The following is an 18,252-nucleotide window of genomic DNA, read 5'->3' as shown; positions in this document are numbered from 1 at the left end:
GCGCATGCGTTTTCGTCGCGCGCTCGCGCTTGTTGTAGTCGGTTCTGTCGGGGTGGTTTCGGGTTGCGCCGGGGGTGGCGAGCCCGAGACCGTGATGGTCACGTCCACGCAGTGGGTGGACCCGGATTCGGGTGAGGTTGTGGAGCCTGAGGCGGGCGAAACTGAGGCTGCGGGGGCGGCAGAGGGCCAGGCTGCTGGTGAGGCTGAGGACGCCGCCGATTGGCGCACCGAGTACGAATGGGTCCTCTCCCACCCCGGCGACTACCCGGTAAACGCCGCGGCGCAGTACACCCCCGACGGCACCTACGAGTACGCGCTGGTTGAGGCCACTGGTGGCGGCACGCCGGAGCTGCTGCTCGCGGTCGGCGGCAGCGACACCACGCCAGTGATCGTGTTCACCATCGGCGAGGACGGCAAGGCCCGCGCGTCCACGGACGTGCTCATGATGGGCGCGCCCGGCAATGGTGGCGGCCGGTTGGCGGTGCGGGCGTCCGCGGGTGGCAGGGGCGTGTACCAGATCAGTGGTTCGTCGCTGGGCAAGGAATCCGTTTCTGAGCTGTTCGCGTTGAACGGCACGTCGCTAAGCGATAGCGCAAAGGAGAACTTCCCTAGCGACGGCCTCCTCCCGGACCACCAACTCATCGACTGGATTCCGGTGAGCAACCCGCAGCCGCTTCACGACGGCAACCTGACGGTGCTTCCACCCTCCGGCGAGAGTGCGAGCGGAAGCGTCGCTGCTACGGAGGAGGGACCGGCGGTTGTTGCCGCAAATGGTGACGCAGTTTTCACCGGAAACGTGGAAGCGTGGTCGACCGAACAGGCGCGACAAGGACGTCCCACGCCGAATGATGAAGACCCAGACAACGTATACTACGTGCTAGTCTTCGATTCCCCCGTGAGCGTCACGGCGAACAAGGCTGGGTCTCAAGTCGCCCAGGAAAGCCCCTTCGCGCGCCTTGGATCCGTGCAGTACACCAAGTACGGCACGATCGACTACACCAACGGCTGGGACCAGTACGTGGGAAAACGGGTGCGGCTGCATGTTCCTGCGGGCGACTTCGGTTACTCGTCCGATGCAAGCCTCCCCTTTGGCAGTCAGCTCGGCCTCTCTCCAAGTGATATTGAAGTGCTAAATTAGCCCCTAGATCGAATGGGTGTTCGAATTTCGCGATGGCGGTGTCGGGCGCGTTGTTAGATTGAGTTCATCACTTTCAAACAACCGCACTCCCGGCAGGAAGGAGGAGCCATGACCAGCGAGATCACCCGGTGCGTCGACGAGATTGCTTCAGCACTGCGCACGCTTAGCACGCTGTTCGAGGACCCCTCCACCCTCGCATTTGAGGACGTCCGGCACGACATGGAGCGCTTGGAGGAGCAGTTTAAAAAGAAGGCAACTATCGACGCAGCATTTGCCTTCATCGCCGACCGGGACGATGCCGGACGCATCGTCGGCGCCAACTACCCGAACGCCTACCTGCAGCAGTGCCTGGACCTGTCCAAGGGCGAGGCCTACAACCGCCTCGAGCGCGGCCGGCTACTGTACGGCGCGCCGCCGGAGCCCACCCCTCCCCCGCCCGAGGACGTGGAGGACCTGTTCGACATGACCGGGGAGGATGCCGAGGCCGAGGCCCAGGCCGCCGCGGAGGCTGCCGCCGAGGAAGAACGCGCCCGCCAGAAGAAAGCGCGCGAGAACTCGTCGAAGGTCAGCGCGGAAAAGCAGGACATTATCCGCCGCGAGCTGGACAAGCTGCTCAAGGCCGCGGCCTGCGAGCGAACCCGCATTCATTCTGAGGCCATGGAGGAGGCACTGCACCGCAGCCCCGAGGACCTGCGCCTGTTCGTGCGCAAGGCGGTGAACGCGGCGAACCGGAAGCACGCGCCCCACTCCAACCCGAACGCCGGGTTTGAAAAGAGGAGTGCCACCTTTGGCCGTCGCAAGGCAGACGGCATGGTGGACATCCACATCAACGCCACCGCCGGCCACGCGGCCTTAATGAAGGCGCACATGGACAAGGGCCTGGCACCGAACTCGAACCTGCCGGAGGAACTGCAGGGCGAGGCGGATTCGCGCACACCGGAGCAACGCCGATTCGATCAGTTCTTCGCCATCTTCGAGCAGTACGAGGAGCAGTGCCAGAAGTCGAACGACGGCGCCGCGTCCGTGGTGCTTGCGCTGACGTTGGACGACCTCGCGGACGGCGACGCCGCGATGCTCTTCGACACCAACACCGGCATCGAGGTGGACTGCTTCGACCTTGTGCGCCTAGGCATGGACGGCACAACCGACTTCCTGCTGCAGGTCGACGGGGTTAGCTCCGTGCCGCTGTGGATGGGGCGCACCAGCCGACTGGCGTCGGTGGCCCAGCGCATCGCCATGTTCGCGGTGCAAGGGGTCTGCTCCTGGCTCGGCTGCACCGCGGCTATGTCGGAATGCGAGGCCCACCACATCCTCGCGTGGATCAAAGGTGGAAACACCGACATTGAAAACCTCACCGGGCTATGCCGCGAGCACCACAGATGCAACAACGACCACAGAGACGGCTCCTTTAACAAGGGGTACATGGATTTCGACCCGAATACGGGCAGGTCAGGGTTCCGACGGCGACCCGGTGACCCGTTGAAATTCAACCAATCGGTCCCAGCGAAACATTCGGCGGTGAGCAGGATCTATGCGGCGAAGGGCCGGTGCGAATGCGCCAAACATGCTGGTCGCGACCCGGCGTTTTACCCGCCCGGCCACCCGCCGATGAAAGACACCTGGACCCCGATACGGGTGTGACTCCCCCGCGCGTAGCGTTATCCGTATGCGCATTTACACCGTGGGCCACTCCAACCTCGACTTCGACGACTTCACCGCGATGCTTTCTGCCGCCGGGGTGGAGTCCATCGTTGACGTGCGCAAACTCCCCGGGTCCCGCAAGTACCCGTGGTTCAACGACGACCACCTCGCCGCGCACCTGCCCGAGCACGGCATCGCCTACAGCCGCAGCGAGGGCCTCACCGGCCGCCGCAACGTCTCGCGCACCGTGCCCTTCGAGGTCAACGGCAACTGGCGCAACCGCAGCTTCCACAACTACGCCGACCACGCCCTCGGCGACGAGTTCGCGCGCGCCCTCGCCGAACTCCGCGACCAGGCCGCCGAAACCCCCACCGCGGTGATGTGCTCCGAGGCAGTGTGGTGGCGCTGCCACCGCCGCATCATCGCCGACCACCTCATCGCCCACGGGGACGATGTGGGCCACATTATGGGGGCGACGGCGGAGGGGGCGTCGATAAGTGAGGCAACCTTGAACGAAGGTGCCGTCATCGGCGACGACCTCCTTGTCCGCTACCCAGAGTTCACCTGATAGAAACCTCACCGCAAAACGGCCTTTCTAAGGTTGCTCTCACACAACCCGACCGAAAGAAAGGCCCCTCGTGTCCGCCCGCTTCCGCATCCAGCTGATCTCCGCGACCACCGCCGCCGCCCTCGCCACCGCCTTCACGCCCCTCGCCCCGGCGGCGATGGCGGCCGAGACCTCCGAATTCACCATCTCCAACGTCACCGATTTCCACGGTTACTGGGAAGAGACGAAGAACGTCCCGGGCGCCGCCCACCTCAAGTGCGCCGTGGACGAGGCCGCCGCGGGCAAGACCCACGTCTTCACTTCGGCCGGCGACAACATCGGCGCCTCCCCCTTCGCGTCCAAGCTGCTGAACGACGCCCCCACCCTGGAGATCCTCAACCTGATGAACCTGCAGGTCTCCGCGCTGGGCAACCACGAGCTCGACGAGGGCGCCGCTGAGTTCTCCGACCGCGTCACCGCGGCCGCGAAGTTCGACTACCTCGCCGCCAACGCCAAGACCGTGAAGAACACGAAGGACTACGTGGTCAAGGACCTCGACGGCGCGAAGGTCGCCTTCGTGGGCACCATCACCGACGACATGCCGAACCTGGTCAACCCGAAGTCCATCGAGGGCATCGCCTGGAACGACCCGGTCGCGACCACGAACAAGCTCGCCGAGCAGCTAAAAGATAGCGGCGAGGCCGACGTGGTCATCGCACTCGTGCACGAGGGCGGCATCAAGGCCGACGAGTTCTCGGACGCCGTCGACGTGGCGTTCCTCGGCCACTCGCACCAGTCGATCGAGCCCACCGGCGAGAAGCCGCTTTTGATCCAGGCCGGCTCCTACGGCGCCAACCTTGCCAACGTGGACCTGAGCTTCGACCGCGCCACCAAGAAGCTGACCGTGAGAAACGCCGAGCTTCTCGACGCCGACACGATCCGCGCCTGCGACACCCCGCAGCCCGAAATCGACGCCGTGGTCAAGGACGCGCTGGCGAAGGCCGGCACCGAGGGCAAGAAGGTCATCGGGCACACGGACGAGGACCTGTACAAGGCGGGCGACAAGGAGTCCCAGCTCAACAACTACATCGCGGAAGCGACCCGCCAGGGCGTGACCCAGAACTCGTCGGTCACCGCCGACATCGGCGTGATGAACGCGGGCGGCGTCCGCGCCGAGCTCGAGGCCGGCGACGTCACCTACGAGCAGGCGTTTTCCGTCCAGCCGTTCGGCGGCGAGAACACCTACGTCGAGCTGAAGGGCTCCGACGTGGTACAGGCGCTGGAGGAGCAGTGGCGCGACGACCCGGACCGCCCCATGTTCCCGCTGGGCATTTCCGACAACGTCTCCTACACCTACGACCCGGCCGCGCCGGTCGGTTCCAAGATCACCTCCGTCACCGTCGACGGCGCCCCGATCGACCCGGAGAAGACCTACGTGGTGGCCGGCTCGACCTTCCTGCTCGCCGGCGGCGACAACTTCAAGGCCTTCACCAAGGGTTCCGAGCCCGCGAACTTGGGCTACGTGGACCTCAACGCGCTGGTGGAGGCGCTCAGCTCCGGCCAGAAGCAGCGCACCGGCCAGTCAAACGTGGGCGTCCACCTCCCCGCCCCGCTCACCGCGGGCAAGGAAGCAACCATCGAGCTCAGCTCCCTCCTCTTCGACAAGGGCGAGGCCGCCACCACCGCCACCGCATCGCTTGGCGACGCCTCCGGTTCCGCCACCATCTCCCCCAACAACGGCGACATGACCGCCAACGAGTACGGCACCGCCACCGTGAAGCTGACCGTCCCGGCGGGGATGTCTGGCGCCCAGGAGCTGCGCATCACCACTGACGCCGGCACCGAGGTGACCGTCCCCGTCGAGGTCGCGCCCGCCGCGGGGCAGGCCGAGCCGAGCAAGCCCGCCCCGAGCACGCCAGAGCCCGCTGCCGACAACGGCTCGAGCTCCGGCAACCTCGGCTGGATCATCCCGGTGGCGCTCGCGGGCGCCTTCGGGCTCGCCAACCTGGTGGCCCTGCTGTTCCCGTTTGCGGTAGACGGGGTGCTGGGGCCGATCGCTAAGCGCTAGCGGGCCTGCCGGCGCGGGTGCGCGGCGACTGGCTTATCGTTAGCTGCATGAAGGTTTCCCGCGCCCTGGCCCCGCTCGCTTGCGCCCTCTTCCTGGCTTCCTGTTCCACAGCCGGCGAGACGGTCGTCGTCACCGCTACCGAGTGGGTTGATCCCGACTCGGGAGAGGTGGTGACCACCGAAATCGGGGCACCTTCGGCCCCAGAGGATGCCACCGAAGAAAACAGCGGCGCCACCGAATGGCCCGCGGAGTACGCCAAGGTCCTCGACGACCCAGAGGCCTACAACTTCAACGTGCCCAGCCCGGGCCGCGACGAGGTCGACCACGTGCCCGACGGCGAGTACTTCTATGCGCTCGTAGAGGCCAACGGCGGCGGCGCGCCCGAGCTGCTGCTGAGCTCCATGAGCTCCGACGAGCACTCGAACCATTTCGCCCGCGTGCTCGTGTTTTCCACCGACGGCGGCTCCCTGCAAACCTCCGGCGAGTCCCTGATCTACGGCGCCGCCGGCGCGGGCGGCAGCCGCGCCGGCGTGGAGGCGTCCCAGCTGGGCCGCGGCCTGTTTCAGGCGCACTGGGTCAGCGGCACCGGCGACGGCTCAACGGTATGGCACGACGTGGACGGCGCCACCATTTCCGCCCCGACCGAGCCCGAAGAAATGAACGTGCAGTACCCTCGCCCCGGCCATTTGACTGTGAATTGGCAGCCGACACAGGACCGCGCCGCCCTCGATGCCGGCGAGCTGACGGTTTCCATGCCGGAGGTGCGCGGTCCGGCGCCCGTCGATGAGCCTGATGTTGTCGTCGAAGGCACCGTGGTGGCGAAGACGGGCGCCGAGCTCATCGACAGCATGCCGAACGGTGAAGACCCCGCCAGCGAGTACCTCCTGCTCCAGCTGGATGCGCCCCGCGAGTTCACCGACCACCACCACGCCGGCTCGGTGTACTCGCGCGATGCCGAGTACGTCTCCTTGGGCCGGCGCGAGATCAGCGCGCGCGGTAACGAGCGCCTCGACGGCTTGGAGTGGGAACGACTCCAAGGCGAGCGCGTCCGGCTCACCGTCGCCCCGGAGCACGTGCACTTCCCCACCGACACCTCCATGCCGACAGGTGCGCTGCGCGTGAGCCAATACAAGAGCGCGGAGATTCTCTAACGAGCCTTGCGGCGCGTCGCCATGACGAACCCGGCCGCCACCAGCGCGAGCGCGCCGAGGCCGAGCACCACGTAGCGCAGGGACACGGCGGGTTCCGAGGACTCGCCCCCTGAAGCATCCGCCGAACCCGCAACCACGCCGCGGATCCATTCGGCTTGCTCCGCCACCGGCGCCACCGCCACCGCGCCGTTGGAGTTCATCTCCTCCTCGGTGGGGTTTTCCGGGTCCTCGAACAGGCCCGCCGACATCACGCCGGCGACCTTGCGGCCGGAGAAGATGGCGCCGCCGGAGTCGCCAGGCTGGATCCGCGCCCCGTGCTTTAGAGCGACGTCGAGGGCGGACGGAGCGTCGAAAAGCGCGAGCGGCGATTCCCCGCGCACCGTCGCCTCCGCGGCGGGCAGCTTGGTCGAGCCGCCGGAGCCGTCGGAGGACCAGCCGTAGATGTTCACTTCCCCGGACGGCACCGTGTCCGCAACCGAAGCGTAGGAGGAAAGCCCCATGTCTTCGGTGGTGTGCAGCAACGCGATGTCGCCGCGGGGCGCGACCTCGTGGCGGTCCACCTGGAACACCTTCTGGTTTTCGCCCTGGCCGGTGCGCACCGAGCCGCCCGGCTTGGCGGCCGCCTCGACGCAGTGGCGGGCGGTGATCACCCAGTGCGGGTCGATGGCGGTGCCGGTGCACACGCCGTCGTCGGGGTCGGAGTCGTCCACACGCACCGAGACCACCGGTTCGGCTTCCGCCGCATCACCGGCGAATTGCTCGGATTCCATCGCCCACGCCGGTTGCGCCGCCACAGCGACACCAACCGCAACACCAACCGCAACATTAAGCGCCAACTTTTTCATTATTTTCCTTTCCAACCACCGCCGTAAGGCGGCGAACAATACTTTCCATCGGCCCGCGCTTAAACACAGCGAGCCAGCCGTACGCGATCACGGCCGCGCCGATCAAGCTCGCCCACACCCCGACCCACTGCGCGCTGAGCACATGCAGGCAGTACAGGGTCAGCGTCATCCGTCCCAGCGGGGCGAGCCACCACAGCCATCGCTGCGCCAGGCAGCACAGGGAGCAGATGCCTATCGACGTCCCGGCGGTCCCCACCACATCGACGAGCCCGCCGGCGTGGCCGGTGGCGTCGAGAAGCGGGGGCAACGGCACCCACCACCGCAGCGCAACATCGGCCGCGAACAGCACGCACCCGACGACCGCCCCGGCGCGCAGCGGCATGTGGCGCGCAAACAGGATCCCGGCGACCATGAGCACTGCCCACATCAGCGGCGGGTACGGCGAGCTCGACGGCGCGAGTGCCGCGGAGCCCAACGTGCCGGCGAAGGCGAGCCAGGCAAGCCACGCCGAATCCAGCTTCGGCGCCCACGCGAGGACGATCATGCAGACCCCGATCGTGCCCAGGACCACCTCGATGGTTCCGGAGAACGGCACCAGCGCGAAGTGCAGCGCAATCAGGCACGCCCCGCGCACCACGAACTGCGCCGGCCGGGCGCGCATCAGCCCCATGGACACCCCGGCGAGGAACGCGAAGAGCCCCGCGGGGAAGCCGAACAGCAGCTGCGCTGCGATGCCGCCCGGCGCGGTGAGGTGCGCGACGATCATCGCGATGAGCGCCACCGCCCGGGCCGCGTCGATTCCAACGATTCTGGTCTGCATGCCGCTTGAAGCTACGAACCCGCGTGTTGCGCCCGCGTTAACCCGGATGTTTATGTCTCCGCAACACCGCGGCGCATACGATCGCAACCATGACAATTCGGGTGCTTATCGTGGACGACGAGGCCTTCCTCGCCGACGCCATCGCCACCGGCCTTTCGCGCGCCGGGATGCACACACGCGTCGCCTACGACGGGTTTGAGGCGCTGAAGCTTATCGACGAGCTGCCGCCCGACGTCGTCGTATTGGACCGGGACCTGCCCGGGGTGCACGGCGACGCGGTGTGCAGGCACGTCGTGGAGTCCCAGCCCGCCACGCGGGTGATCATGCTGACCGCGTCCGGGGCGCTGGACGACCGGCTGGAGGGCTTCGACCTCGGCGCCGACGACTACTTGGCCAAGCCGTTCGAGCTGCCGGAGCTGGTGGCGCGGGTTAAAGCCCTGGCCAAGCGCAACGCGCCGTCGCGCGGCGAGGTGTACCGCTGCGGGGATGTGCGCCTGGACACCTTCCGCCGCGAGGTGACCCGCGGCGAAGCACCGGTGAGCCTGAGCCCAAAGGAGTTCGCGGTGCTCAAGGTGCTCATGGAGGCCGGCGGCGGGGTGATCTCCGCCGAGGACCTGCTTGCCGAGGCGTGGGACGAAAACGCCGACCCGTTCACCAACTCCCCGCGCGTGACGGTGTCGCACCTGCGCAAGAAGCTCGGCGAGCCGCGCATCGTGCACACCGTCACCGGCGCCGGGTACTACGTGGCGGAGGCGGAGCGATGAGGCTGAGCCTGCGGGCACGGATCACGGTGATGTTCATCGCCACCGTCCTCGGCGTCGGCTTGGCGCTGATCGGGCTGGTGTACGCCTATTTGAAGCTGACCCCGGTGCCGGTGATGGCGTCGTTTCCGGGCGCTGACGACGGCGTGGTCATCGACGGCGCCGTGCCGGTGACCGACGAGATCCTGCGCCGCATCCTCCTCGCCTCCCTGGGGGCGCTCGCGCTGCTCACCGCGCTTGCGGGCGTGGTGGGATGGTTCGTGGCGGGGCTGGTGATCACCCCACTGCGCTCCATCGCCGACGACGCCCGCACCGTCACCCGCGGCGACCTGAAAGCCCGCATCGACTACGACGGCCCCCGCGACGAGGTCGGCGAGCTGGCCGAGGCGCTCAACGCCATGTTGGACGAGCTCGCCGACGCCGTCGAGCGCCAGCGCCGCTTCGCCGCCAACGCCTCGCATGAGCTGAAGACCCCGATCGCGACCATTCAGACCGTCGCCGACGTTGCGCTTTCCGGCGACGACGCTGACCTGCGCCCGGCACTGGGCCGGATCCGCGAGGTCAACGCCCGCAACGCCGCGACCGTCTCCTCGCTGCTGCAGCTGGCCAACGTGCAGGTCCGCGACCGCGCGGCCGTGGACCTGGCCGCCGTGTGCCGCGAGGTCGGCGCCGCCCACGGCATGCCCGTAGACACCGCAGACGGCGCGCCGCTGACCGTCGAGGCCTCCCCCACCCTGGTCCGCCAGGCCGTGGACAACCTCGCGCGCAACGCCGCCATCCACGGCACAGGCGGCTCGATCGCACTCAGGCGCGTCGGGGCCGGCGCCGAGATCACCGTCGAATCCGGCGGCGACCCGCTCGACCCCGCCGAGGTCGCCACTTGGACCGAGCCGTTCGCCCGCGCCCACCGCACCTCGGGTTCCGGCCACGGGCTGGGTCTGGCCCTGGTCAAGGCGATAGCGAAAGCCCACGGCGGCTCGGTTGAGTTGGCGCCGCGGGCCGGGGGCGGGCTCGTCGTAAAGCTATTGCTCCCTGCGTAACGCGCCCTCGAAGCGCGCCTTCGCCGCCTCGACGTCCTCGGCGTTGTGGGAGGTGGGCACGTCCGCGCGGTCCGGGAAGACCGCCTTGCCCTGCGGCAGGTTGATCGCCGGCTGGTTCGGCTCCCCGCCGCCCTCGCCGCGCAGATGGGCGTGAGCGTAGTCGGCGCAGTGGTCCAAAAACACCCGCGGCGGGGCGAAGAAGTTGCAGCCGGTCAGCGCCTCGGAGAAGTCCAGGATGCGGTCGTAGTTGCCCTCCGGCTCGCCGATGAACATGCGCCGCAGCATCACCTCGGTGACTCGGGGGTCGCGGGCGTAGCTCATGAAGAAGGTGCCCTGCTTGCCCAGCGCGTCACCGAACGAGAGGTTGTTACGCACGATCTCCAGGCCGTTGCCGTCCTCGTCCTCGACCTGGTTGACGGCCACGTGGCTGTTCGGGGCCTTCTCGTCCAGCTCGATGTCGGAGTGCTTCGTGCGGCCGATGACCCGCTCCTGCTCCTCCACCGGCAGGGTGTTCCAGTCTTTGAGGTTGTGCACGTACTTCTGCTCGACGATGTAGCTGCCGCCCTTCCAAATGCCGTCGCGGATGATCGCCACCTCGACGCCCTCCTGGCCGCGGGGGCTTTCGGTGCCGTCGACGAAGCCGAGCGGGTCGCGGAAGTCCTGGTACTGGAAGGCGTGGACCTCGTCGTGGTAGTCGATCGCGTCCTCAACGATCGCGTTGATGCGGCGCGCCAGCTCGAAGGCGACGTCGAACTCGTCGGAGCGGATGTGGAAGAACAGATCGCCCGGGGTGGACGGCGCGTGGTGCTTCGCGCCCTGAAGTTCCACGAACTCGTGCAGGTGCTCCGGCTTGTCCAGCGCGAAGAGGCGGTCCCACATCTTCGCGCCGACGCCGGCCACCGCGCTTAAGTGCGCCTCCGGGTAGCGGAAACCCACGCCGTTGGTCAGGCTGGACAGGCTGGAAAGCACATCCAGCGCCGCCTGCTCGCCGCCCTCCTTGAAGCCGAGGGTGATAAACAGCGCGTCCCGCGACTGCGGGAGGATCACGGTTTGGGTCACTTCTGCTTGGTTCTTACTCGTCATGGGGGTTAAGTATTCCCTATTGGCGCGAGTTGTGCCGGACCAGGGCTTCCACTACCGGTCCTGTCTCGCCGAAGACGTAGGCCCGAGCGAGCAGGTCGTGAAACTCGCGGCTCACCGACGGGTCCGCGTCGTCGTGCGGCACCGCCATCAGCACACCTGCCCCCTGGCCGATTAAGTAACTGTTCGCGGCGAAGATCGCGGTGCGTTTGTTGCCGTCTTCGAAAGGCTGGGCTCGAGCGACTTCGACGAAGAGGTGTGCGGCGGACCGGAGGGAGTCGTCAAGCTTGAGCTGCTGTTGCATGAGCGCGTCGAGCTCTTCAGCCGTGAGCGCCGCGGGTTCGTGCCGGCCGTGGGCGGTGTGCACGCCGATGCCCTGTTCCGCCCGGCGCAGCTTTCCAGGGTTGAGCGCGGCGCTGCGGGTGAGCTGCGCATTGATGCGCCCAAGATAGGCCGCGGTAATTGGCTCGCCGGCGGTGGCGATGACGAACTCCGCCGCCGCCTCCAGGTCCTGCAGCAACGCCAGATCACCGCGGCCACGCACCCCGTCCGTATCGCCCGAGCGCAGGTAGCGGTCGGTGGCAGGACGGCTGGTGGACAGCCCGTCGAAGACGACACCGGCGGTGTAGATGACGTCGAGCAGATCGGTCGCGTGCATGCCTTTACGCTACAGCTCCCGGATATACAGCAGCATCCTTGATCCAGCCTCGATGTTGGTGAAGCCGTGCCGCTCGTAGAACCGGCGAGCGCCCGCGTCGACCTCGTCGACGTTGATCTGCATCTCGCCCGCCCCTCGCGCTTCGAACTCAGACAGCACCCGCGCCATCATCTGCGTGCCCAGCCCGCGGCCGCGGTGCGCCGGGGCGACGTAGAGCTCCTCCAGCATCGCCACCGGGCCGTCGTAGTACGGGCTTGGCCGCAGCGTTAAATACGCGAACCCGACCTCGCCCGCCAGCACCACGATCACGTCGTCGCGGGCGATGAGCTGCGCGAACCTGCGTTCTAAGTTGTCGGGCACCGGGGTGTCGAACTCGGTGTTGAAATCGTGCAACAGCTTTGCGACGAGCTCCGCCTCCCCCACCGTCGCCATCCGAATCACAACACCACCTGCCCAACCGCCGCGGCGCCGATGACCACCGCCCAGGCCGGGGCCTTGAAGTTTTTCAGCGCCACGAACGCCGCGGCCGCCACCGCCATCGTGGCCGGCCCATGGATGCCGGAGGTGAACACCGGGGTGTACAGCGCCGCGGCGAGGATGCCCACCACGGCCGCATTCGCGCCGGCGAGGGCTGCGGCCGCGCGCGGGTTGGCGCGCAGCCGGTCCCAGAACGGCATGATCCCGACGACCAAGAGCGCCGCAGGCAGGAAGATCGCCACCGTGGCCAGGGTCGCGCCCCACAGCCAGTGCACGCCCTGGGCCGAGGCGCCCAGGAACGAGGCGAAGGTGAACAGCGGGCCGGGCACCGCCTGGGCGGCGCCGTAGCCGGCGAGGAAGGTGTCGTGGTCCGCCAGGCCGGTGGGCACCGTGGCCTGCTCCAACAGCGGCAGCACCACGTGTCCGCCGCCGAAGACGAGGGCGCCGGAGCGGTAGAAGCTGTCGAACATCCCCCAGCTCGTGCCCATGCGCCCAGCCAGCGGAAGCAGCGCGAGCAGGGCCGCGAACACTCCCAAGCTGACAATCCCTACGGTGCGGCTGGCGGTGGAGGTGCGGTTGGGGGCCGGAAGGGCGTCGATAGGCGAAAGTGCGAAGCTGGCCACGAGCATGCCCGCAACGATCGCGCCGACCTGGGCCGCCGGGTGTGGGACGAGCAGGACGATGAGGAAGGCGGCGAGCGCGACGGCCGCGCGCAACCGGTCCGTGACGATGCTTTTGGCCATCCCCATCACCGCCTGCGCGACGACCGCGACCGCCGCCGCCTTGAGCCCCGCGAGCCAGCCTGCGTGCGAGATGTCGCCGAGGCGCGTCACGCCGAGCGCGAACGCGACCATGAGGACCACACTCGGCAGCGTGAAGCCCAAAAACGCCGCGAGCATGCCGCCGTAGCCCGCGCGCTTGAGGCCGATTGCCATGCCGACCTGGCTCGATGCGGGCCCCGGCATGAACTGGCACAGGGCGACGAGGTCGGCGTATTCGTCGTCGCTGAGCCACTTTCGCTTCTCCACGAACTCGTCCCGGAAGTACCCCAAATGCGCCGTCGGCCCGCCGAAGGATGTCAGGCCGAGGCGGGTGAATATGCGTAGCACTTCCAACACAAGCGCGATGGTAGCGGAGGCGGCTACGCGGCGGGCTGCGCCGACGCCTTTCGCCGGAAGAGAGCTATGACCAGTGCAGTCGCGGCCGCCATGGCGACGAAGCTCGCTGCGGTGGCCGCGGCCGAGGTGGGCAATCCAAGGTCCTGGACCGTGCCGAACGTATTCCAGGCCAGGTGCACGGCCACCGCCACCCAGATCCCGTTGAACACCCACACCAGCAGGGTAAACAGCAGCGCGTCGGCGACGTAGTGCGCGATGCCGACCGGGGAGCCGTACGCCTGCGGGTGCACGAGGACGAACGGGACCGCAGCGAGCAGCGCGCCGATCACCGGGTTCCGGGTCCACGCGGTGAACGCCTGGAGGAACACGCCGCGGAACGTCATCTCCTCGGCGAGCGCGGCGAACAGCAGCGCGACCAGCTCAACCGGGAAGTCGGCGCCGATGTTGCCGACCACCTGACCCCACGACGCGCCGTATCCGTACACGCCCACCAGCGACATGACCACAGAGATAACCACCAGGGCCACCGCGAAAGCCGCAAAGGGCACCCACGGCTTCGTGCCCGGCTGCCCGGTGAACACCGACGCGGCCGGCCGGCGCCCGATGAAGCGGACGGCGACAAGCACCGCGAGGATCTCCACAATCACCGACCCGTAGCCGAAGTACTTGTCGGCCGCGCCGCTGGAGGTGTCCACGCCCGCAGCTTCCAACGACAGGTCGAGCACTCCCGTAAACAGCACAGCGAGGACGGCCACCGCGAGGATTTCGCCGAGGGGCCTCCACCACGCGTAGTTCGGTTGATTGCGGGCGGCGAAAAAGAAATTCCCGGTGCGGGACACTGCGGCATGCTCCTTGTCTTTGTTGCGTGTGGGCTAACTGGGCCATGGTATGCCTCGCGGTTGATATGTGCAGAGGCACGAGTCCGCGTCGCCGCGCCCACCGCGCTAGACTCTCCGCCGGAAAAATTCACGAACGCGTTTGGGAGGTCCACGGTTGCACCACTTCAGCCCGCTGTTTGAGATGGGCCCTGCGCGGCGCGACCACATCCCGGCGTTCCGCGTCGCGCTCGGCGTTGCGGCCGCGATGTTTACCCTGCTTGCGCTCGGCCGGCTGGACCTTGCTATCTACGCGAATTTCGGCGCGTTCACCGGGGTCTACGGGCGCCACGCCACACGCCAGGTGCGGCTGAAGCATCACATCCTCGCGGGTTCCGCCTTAACGCTGTCGGTTACTCTCGGCGCGACGATTGCGTGGTTGGATTTGAGTCCCTGGCTGCTCATCGCCGCCACCGCCCTGGTGTCCTCGGCGTGGGCGACGGTGGCGCTGGCGAACGACATGAAGCCGACCGGTTCCGTGTTCGTGGTGTTTTCTGTCGCCGCGGTCGGCTCCCTCAACAACCCGGTCCACCCGGCGCTCGCCTTCGCCATCGCCGGTAGCGCAGCGTTGTTGTGCGTTGCGCTGGGGCAGCTGTCCCACCTCATCGGCGAGGGCCCGGGCGGCGACGCGAAGGAAACCGAGCACCCCTCCCGCGCCCCCGACGCGGGCCGTGTTCCCTGGCGGCGCCTGCGCGTCGAGGCGCGCCGCTTCTTTTTCGCCCCGCTGCTCGCCGGCGTGCTGGGCCTGATTTCGGTGACGATCTTCGACCCGCTATCGCATTCCTACTGGGCGATGGTCGCCGCGGTTGCGCCGCTGGTGAACTCCCGGTTCAAGGTGCAGTACTACCGGGCGATCGAGCGCGTGCTGGGCACCCTGACCGGCATCGCGGCCGCCGGTTTCCTGCTGTCACACCCGATGCAGGGCTGGCAGATCGTCGTGTGGATTGTAATTTTGCAGTACCTCACCGAGATGTACGTGACCCGCAACTACACCATCGCGGCGACGTTTATCACCCCGACGGCGCTGCTCATGATTCAGGTCGTCGACGCCGCCCCCGTCGCGCCGATGCTGCTCGCCCGTACCGCGGAAACTGTCATCGGTGCGATCGCGGCGCTTGTCATCATCGCGGTGGGCTACGTGCGCAAGTACCCCACCGTGGTGTTGCCGGGACGGTAGCGCACTTGCTTCTCGACGGCGCTCCGCCCCACCCCGCGACCTACCTTCCGTCGCCAGTAGTGATGTTCCAGGCGAGTCCGAACTTGTCCTCGACGACACCGAAGTGCGCGCCCCACGGCGCCTGCGCGAACGGCAGCCATCATGGAAAAAGTCGAAGACCTCCAAAATGTTGACGAACTTCGTGGTGCTCTCGAGTTCGACTCCGGTGAGAGGTTCACTACGGACGAGATTTGTCGCGAGTTGGGGTGCTAAAGAATCGGAAGCTGTTGACACAGGAGGCGAAAACGTAGGGTGGGCGGCATGAAGGACCTGACCATCGCTCCCGGCCCGGGGATCCCCGGCGGCGTGGTCATAGCCGCCGTCGACCTGACGGAGCGGTTCGCCAAGTCGTCGGGCCCGGGCGGCCAGGGCGTCAACACCACCGACAGCAAGGTGCAGCTCTCCCTCGATGTCGCGGCGTGCGCATCGCTTTCCGACGCCCAACGCCGCCGCATCTTGCGCAACCTCGGACACCGCCTGGACGGCACCGTCCTCACCGTGGCCGCGTCGAACCAACGGTCGCAGATCCGCAACCGCGCCGAGGCGCGCGAGCGTTTGGCCGCCCTGCTGCGCGAGGCGCTCGCCCCGCCGCCTCCTCCGCGCCGGAAGACGAAGCCGACCAGGGGCTCGGTGCGGCGCCGTCGAGAAGCGAAGATGCGTCGCTCGGAGCTGAAGTCCACAAGGAAGCGACCTCAGATTCCCTAGAGCTGTCGCCATCGACCACAAGCTCCCTGGGCCAGTAGGCTTCGGCGCATGGAACAGACTTACACATGGCAGCACGTAAACAACCCCTCAATCCAGAACGAGGCCCGAGTGCAGTTTCACCGAACTGGCTTGACGGCTAGCGGTACCCAGGTCGGGGAAGGGTACGAAGCCACCTGGGAACTGAGTGCTGTAGAGAACTGGGTAACCCAAAACGTGGAGGTCAACGTCGTGGGCGACGGTTGGGAGCGCCACCTTGAGCTCACACGGACCAAAGATGGCGAGTGGACATCGACTACTAAAGAATCGGGTACCCAGCCGAACGGTCTCCCATCCCCTGGCATTGTGCAACCAGCTGATCTTGAAACTGCACTGGACTGTGATCTCGGACTATGCCCATTGACAAACACGATGCCCATCCGGCGCCTCGGGTTGCTCGAAGAAGATGTCTCCAAGACTCCGCTCATCATGGCCTGGATTGATATGCCTTCCCTCCAGGTGATCGCCTCGGATCAGTACTACAGTTCAATCGACTCACACAAAGTTCGCTACGCAAGCGGAACACGAGGAGTCGATGTAGAGCTCGAAGTAGACGAAGATGGGGTTGTCGTCTACTACCCCGACATGGCTCGACGCATTTAGAGTCGCTGACCTGCTACGCCGAGGCAGCCTGGAACGGCTGAATCCGTTCGATTTCCGCCAGGATTTTGTCTTCTGCCACATCCAGGTCGTACTGGGCCTGTAACCCGAGCCAGAATTGGGGGCTCATCTCGAAAAACTTCGCTAGACGAAGGGCCGTGTCAGCCGTTACAGCGCGCTTACCGTGAACAATTTCGTTGATCCGGCGGGGCGGAACGCCGATGGAGACGGCCAGCTTGTGCTGGGTGATCTCCATTTCCTTGAGAAAGTCCTCCATAAGGATCTCACCCGGATGAACCGGAGGGAGCTTGTCAGTGGTAGTCAACGATCTCAACCTCCTCTGGCCCCGCGGCGGACCACCGAAAACAGATCCGCCACTGGTCGTTGATTCGAATGCTGAACTGACCCCGCCGGTCACCTTTCAACGCCTCGAGCCGGTTCCCCGGGGGAATCCGTAACTCATCAAGCGTCTGCGCGTACCCAAGCTGGCGAAGCTTGCGCAGCGCTACTGAGTGAATGCGGGAATCGATCGAGCGAACCCGCTCTCGATTCCACAGACGCTCAGTGTCCTTGTCAGCGAACGACTGGATCATGTCTCACCCTATCCCCCATAACGCGAAGCGTCAATAACGCACAACGTTAAGTTTGTGCTCACCCGAATGCAAATGCACACCCACTTTACGCAACCACACCGTCGCAAGCTCCGCATTACGGTGATTACCGTGAAGACAATAAACGGGAAGCCGATCAGTGAAGATCAGGTTGATGCTTGGGTCACCGAAGCCGAAAATGGCTACGAGATCGAGTTCTTACGCTCTCGCGGGAGTGACCCTCGCGATTCAAAACGCTCCACTACGCCGGAAGGCTGAGTCCCCGCCTGGAGACCAGGCTGCACTTTCTAAGCCCCGCCCCCATAATGATGCTCATGAGCGACCCGAACCTCACTATCCGGCAAATTACCTTCGACTGTCACGATCCGTCTAGGCTCGCCGAGTTCTGGTCAGCCGCAGCCGGCTGCGAAATCGCCGCGGATTACGGCGATTTCGTGATGGTTGATTCGACTCCAGCGCTAGGGTTTCAGCGCGTCGAGGATCCCACGCCTGGCAAGAACCGCATGCATATCGACGTTGGCGGGGCGGAACGCGAAACCTTAGTGGAGCGCCTCACAGACTTGGGCGCTACCGAACTCACCACCCACGAGGCGCCAGGACTCGTATGGACCGTGATGCAGGATCCGGAAGGCAACGAGTTCTGCGTGGGCAGCCCCGAGGCCTAGTTACACATTGAACTTGAACTCCACGGTATGTAGTTGCAAAGTAACTTTCTCGAGAACCTCGCCACCCACGTCGCTCCCGCGTTGGGTGGCAGCCGAACCACAAAGGATCAGTCATCTGCTATCCCATCGACTAATTCTTGCAGGTCGCAGGACCTTCGCGTAACTGTCAGTTCAGCACACTTTGAATAGTTCAGCACACG

Annotated in this window: 20 protein-coding genes; 11 read left to right on the top strand and 9 right to left on the bottom strand. The window is 66.4% G+C overall.

What is annotated here, in order from left to right:
• The first annotated feature begins 4 nt into the window (after positions 1 to 4).
• From CAFEL_RS04070 to CAFEL_RS04050, 5 genes are all read left to right on the top strand, one after another.
• Positions 5 to 1,138 carry a hypothetical protein gene (locus tag CAFEL_RS04070; protein WP_194560516.1) on the top strand — a complete coding sequence of 378 codons (1,134 nt, stop codon included), beginning with the start codon at positions 5 to 7 and terminating at the stop codon, positions 1,136 to 1,138.
• Between the two features lie 108 nt (positions 1,139 to 1,246).
• On the top strand, positions 1,247 to 2,779 hold the full coding sequence (locus tag CAFEL_RS04065; protein ID WP_194560332.1) for an HNH endonuclease signature motif containing protein: 1,533 nt from the start codon (positions 1,247 to 1,249) through the stop codon (positions 2,777 to 2,779).
• 25 nt (positions 2,780 to 2,804) lie between these two features.
• A complete protein-coding gene (locus tag CAFEL_RS04060; protein ID WP_194560333.1) occupies positions 2,805 to 3,347 on the top strand; it encodes a DUF488 domain-containing protein in 543 nt (180 codons plus the stop codon).
• A 70-nt stretch (positions 3,348 to 3,417) separates the two neighbouring features.
• Entirely contained in the window at positions 3,418 to 5,394 is a 1,977-nt protein-coding gene (locus CAFEL_RS04055; RefSeq protein WP_194560334.1) for a bifunctional metallophosphatase/5'-nucleotidase, read from the top strand.
• 47 nt (positions 5,395 to 5,441) lie between these two features.
• Positions 5,442 to 6,545, top strand: coding sequence for a hypothetical protein (locus CAFEL_RS04050; protein ID WP_194560335.1), 1,104 nt, complete (start codon positions 5,442 to 5,444; stop codon positions 6,543 to 6,545).
• Here CAFEL_RS04050 and CAFEL_RS04045 read toward each other — a convergent pair.
• The gene (locus CAFEL_RS04045; RefSeq protein ID WP_194560336.1) at positions 6,542 to 7,390 is read right to left on the bottom strand and encodes a trypsin-like serine protease; all 849 of its coding nucleotides are present in this window, start codon (positions 7,388 to 7,390) and stop codon (positions 6,542 to 6,544) included. The two genes, CAFEL_RS04050 and CAFEL_RS04045, sit on opposite strands and share 4 nt — an antisense overlap.
• On the bottom strand, positions 7,371 to 8,210 hold the full coding sequence (locus tag CAFEL_RS04040; RefSeq protein WP_194560337.1) for a DUF418 domain-containing protein: 840 nt from the start codon (positions 8,208 to 8,210) through the stop codon (positions 7,371 to 7,373). The genes CAFEL_RS04045 and CAFEL_RS04040 overlap by 20 nt, the downstream gene beginning before the upstream one ends.
• Before the next feature lie 89 nt (positions 8,211 to 8,299).
• Between CAFEL_RS04040 and CAFEL_RS04035 the strand changes: the two genes are divergently transcribed.
• Positions 8,300 to 8,974, top strand: coding sequence for a response regulator transcription factor (locus CAFEL_RS04035; RefSeq protein ID WP_228496376.1), 675 nt, complete (start codon positions 8,300 to 8,302; stop codon positions 8,972 to 8,974).
• The gene (locus CAFEL_RS04030; protein ID WP_194560338.1) at positions 8,971 to 10,011 is read left to right on the top strand and encodes a sensor histidine kinase; all 1,041 of its coding nucleotides are present in this window, start codon (positions 8,971 to 8,973) and stop codon (positions 10,009 to 10,011) included. The genes CAFEL_RS04035 and CAFEL_RS04030 overlap by 4 nt, the downstream gene beginning before the upstream one ends.
• Here CAFEL_RS04030 and CAFEL_RS04025 read toward each other — a convergent pair.
• From CAFEL_RS04025 to CAFEL_RS04005, 5 genes are read right to left on the bottom strand one after another with little or no spacing between them, the layout of a single operon-like run.
• Positions 9,994 to 11,094, bottom strand: a complete 1,101-nt coding sequence (locus CAFEL_RS04025; protein ID WP_194560339.1) for a Dyp-type peroxidase — start codon at positions 11,092 to 11,094, stop codon at positions 9,994 to 9,996. The two genes, CAFEL_RS04030 and CAFEL_RS04025, sit on opposite strands and share 18 nt — an antisense overlap.
• A 16-nt stretch (positions 11,095 to 11,110) precedes the next feature.
• The gene (locus tag CAFEL_RS04020; protein ID WP_194560340.1) at positions 11,111 to 11,749 is read right to left on the bottom strand and encodes a Fic family protein; all 639 of its coding nucleotides are present in this window, start codon (positions 11,747 to 11,749) and stop codon (positions 11,111 to 11,113) included.
• A 9-nt stretch (positions 11,750 to 11,758) separates the two neighbouring features.
• Positions 11,759 to 12,181: a GNAT family N-acetyltransferase gene (locus CAFEL_RS04015; protein ID WP_194560501.1), complete on the bottom strand. Its 423-nt coding sequence runs from the start codon at positions 12,179 to 12,181 to the stop codon at positions 11,759 to 11,761.
• Between the two features lie 5 nt (positions 12,182 to 12,186).
• On the bottom strand, positions 12,187 to 13,353 hold the full coding sequence (chrA, locus tag CAFEL_RS04010) for a chromate efflux transporter (RefSeq protein WP_290172378.1): 1,167 nt from the start codon (positions 13,351 to 13,353) through the stop codon (positions 12,187 to 12,189).
• Positions 13,354 to 13,367: 14 nt separating this feature from the next.
• Positions 13,368 to 14,183 (bottom strand): CPBP family intramembrane glutamic endopeptidase, encoded by an 816-nt coding sequence (locus CAFEL_RS04005; protein ID WP_194560341.1) that lies wholly within the window; start codon positions 14,181 to 14,183, stop codon positions 13,368 to 13,370.
• Positions 14,184 to 14,337: 154 nt separating this feature from the next.
• Between CAFEL_RS04005 and CAFEL_RS04000 the strand changes: the two genes are divergently transcribed.
• The 3 genes from CAFEL_RS04000 to CAFEL_RS03990 all read left to right on the top strand — a co-directional run bounded on the left by CAFEL_RS04000 (position 14,338) and on the right by CAFEL_RS03990 (position 16,779).
• On the top strand, positions 14,338 to 15,396 hold the full coding sequence (locus tag CAFEL_RS04000; RefSeq protein WP_181888128.1) for an FUSC family protein: 1,059 nt from the start codon (positions 14,338 to 14,340) through the stop codon (positions 15,394 to 15,396).
• Positions 15,397 to 15,696: 300 nt separating this feature from the next.
• Entirely contained in the window at positions 15,697 to 16,140 is a 444-nt protein-coding gene (gene arfB, locus CAFEL_RS03995) for an alternative ribosome rescue aminoacyl-tRNA hydrolase ArfB (protein WP_181888127.1), read from the top strand.
• Positions 16,141 to 16,188: 48 nt separating this feature from the next.
• Positions 16,189 to 16,779, top strand: a complete 591-nt coding sequence (locus tag CAFEL_RS03990) for a putative glycolipid-binding domain-containing protein (RefSeq protein ID WP_194560342.1) — start codon at positions 16,189 to 16,191, stop codon at positions 16,777 to 16,779.
• Between the two features lie 13 nt (positions 16,780 to 16,792).
• On the opposite strand, the gene CAFEL_RS03985 is transcribed toward CAFEL_RS03990, so the two are convergent.
• Positions 16,793 to 17,053 carry a HigA family addiction module antitoxin gene (locus CAFEL_RS03985; protein WP_239306094.1) on the bottom strand — a complete coding sequence of 87 codons (261 nt, stop codon included), beginning with the start codon at positions 17,051 to 17,053 and terminating at the stop codon, positions 16,793 to 16,795.
• A gap of 34 nt (positions 17,054 to 17,087) precedes the next feature.
• The gene (locus CAFEL_RS03980; protein ID WP_005290974.1) at positions 17,088 to 17,369 is read right to left on the bottom strand and encodes a type II toxin-antitoxin system RelE/ParE family toxin; all 282 of its coding nucleotides are present in this window, start codon (positions 17,367 to 17,369) and stop codon (positions 17,088 to 17,090) included.
• A gap of 332 nt (positions 17,370 to 17,701) precedes the next feature.
• On the opposite strand from CAFEL_RS03980, the gene CAFEL_RS03975 reads away from it, so the two are divergent.
• The gene (locus CAFEL_RS03975) at positions 17,702 to 18,052 is read left to right on the top strand and encodes a VOC family protein (RefSeq protein WP_181888124.1); all 351 of its coding nucleotides are present in this window, start codon (positions 17,702 to 17,704) and stop codon (positions 18,050 to 18,052) included.
• The last annotated feature ends 200 nt before the right edge of the window (positions 18,053 to 18,252 follow it).

Source organism: Corynebacterium afermentans subsp. lipophilum, from assembly GCF_030408375.1.
Taxonomy (GTDB): domain Bacteria; phylum Actinomycetota; class Actinomycetes; order Mycobacteriales; family Mycobacteriaceae; genus Corynebacterium; species Corynebacterium lipophilum.
This window is presented reverse-complemented; position numbering and strand designations above follow the sequence as displayed.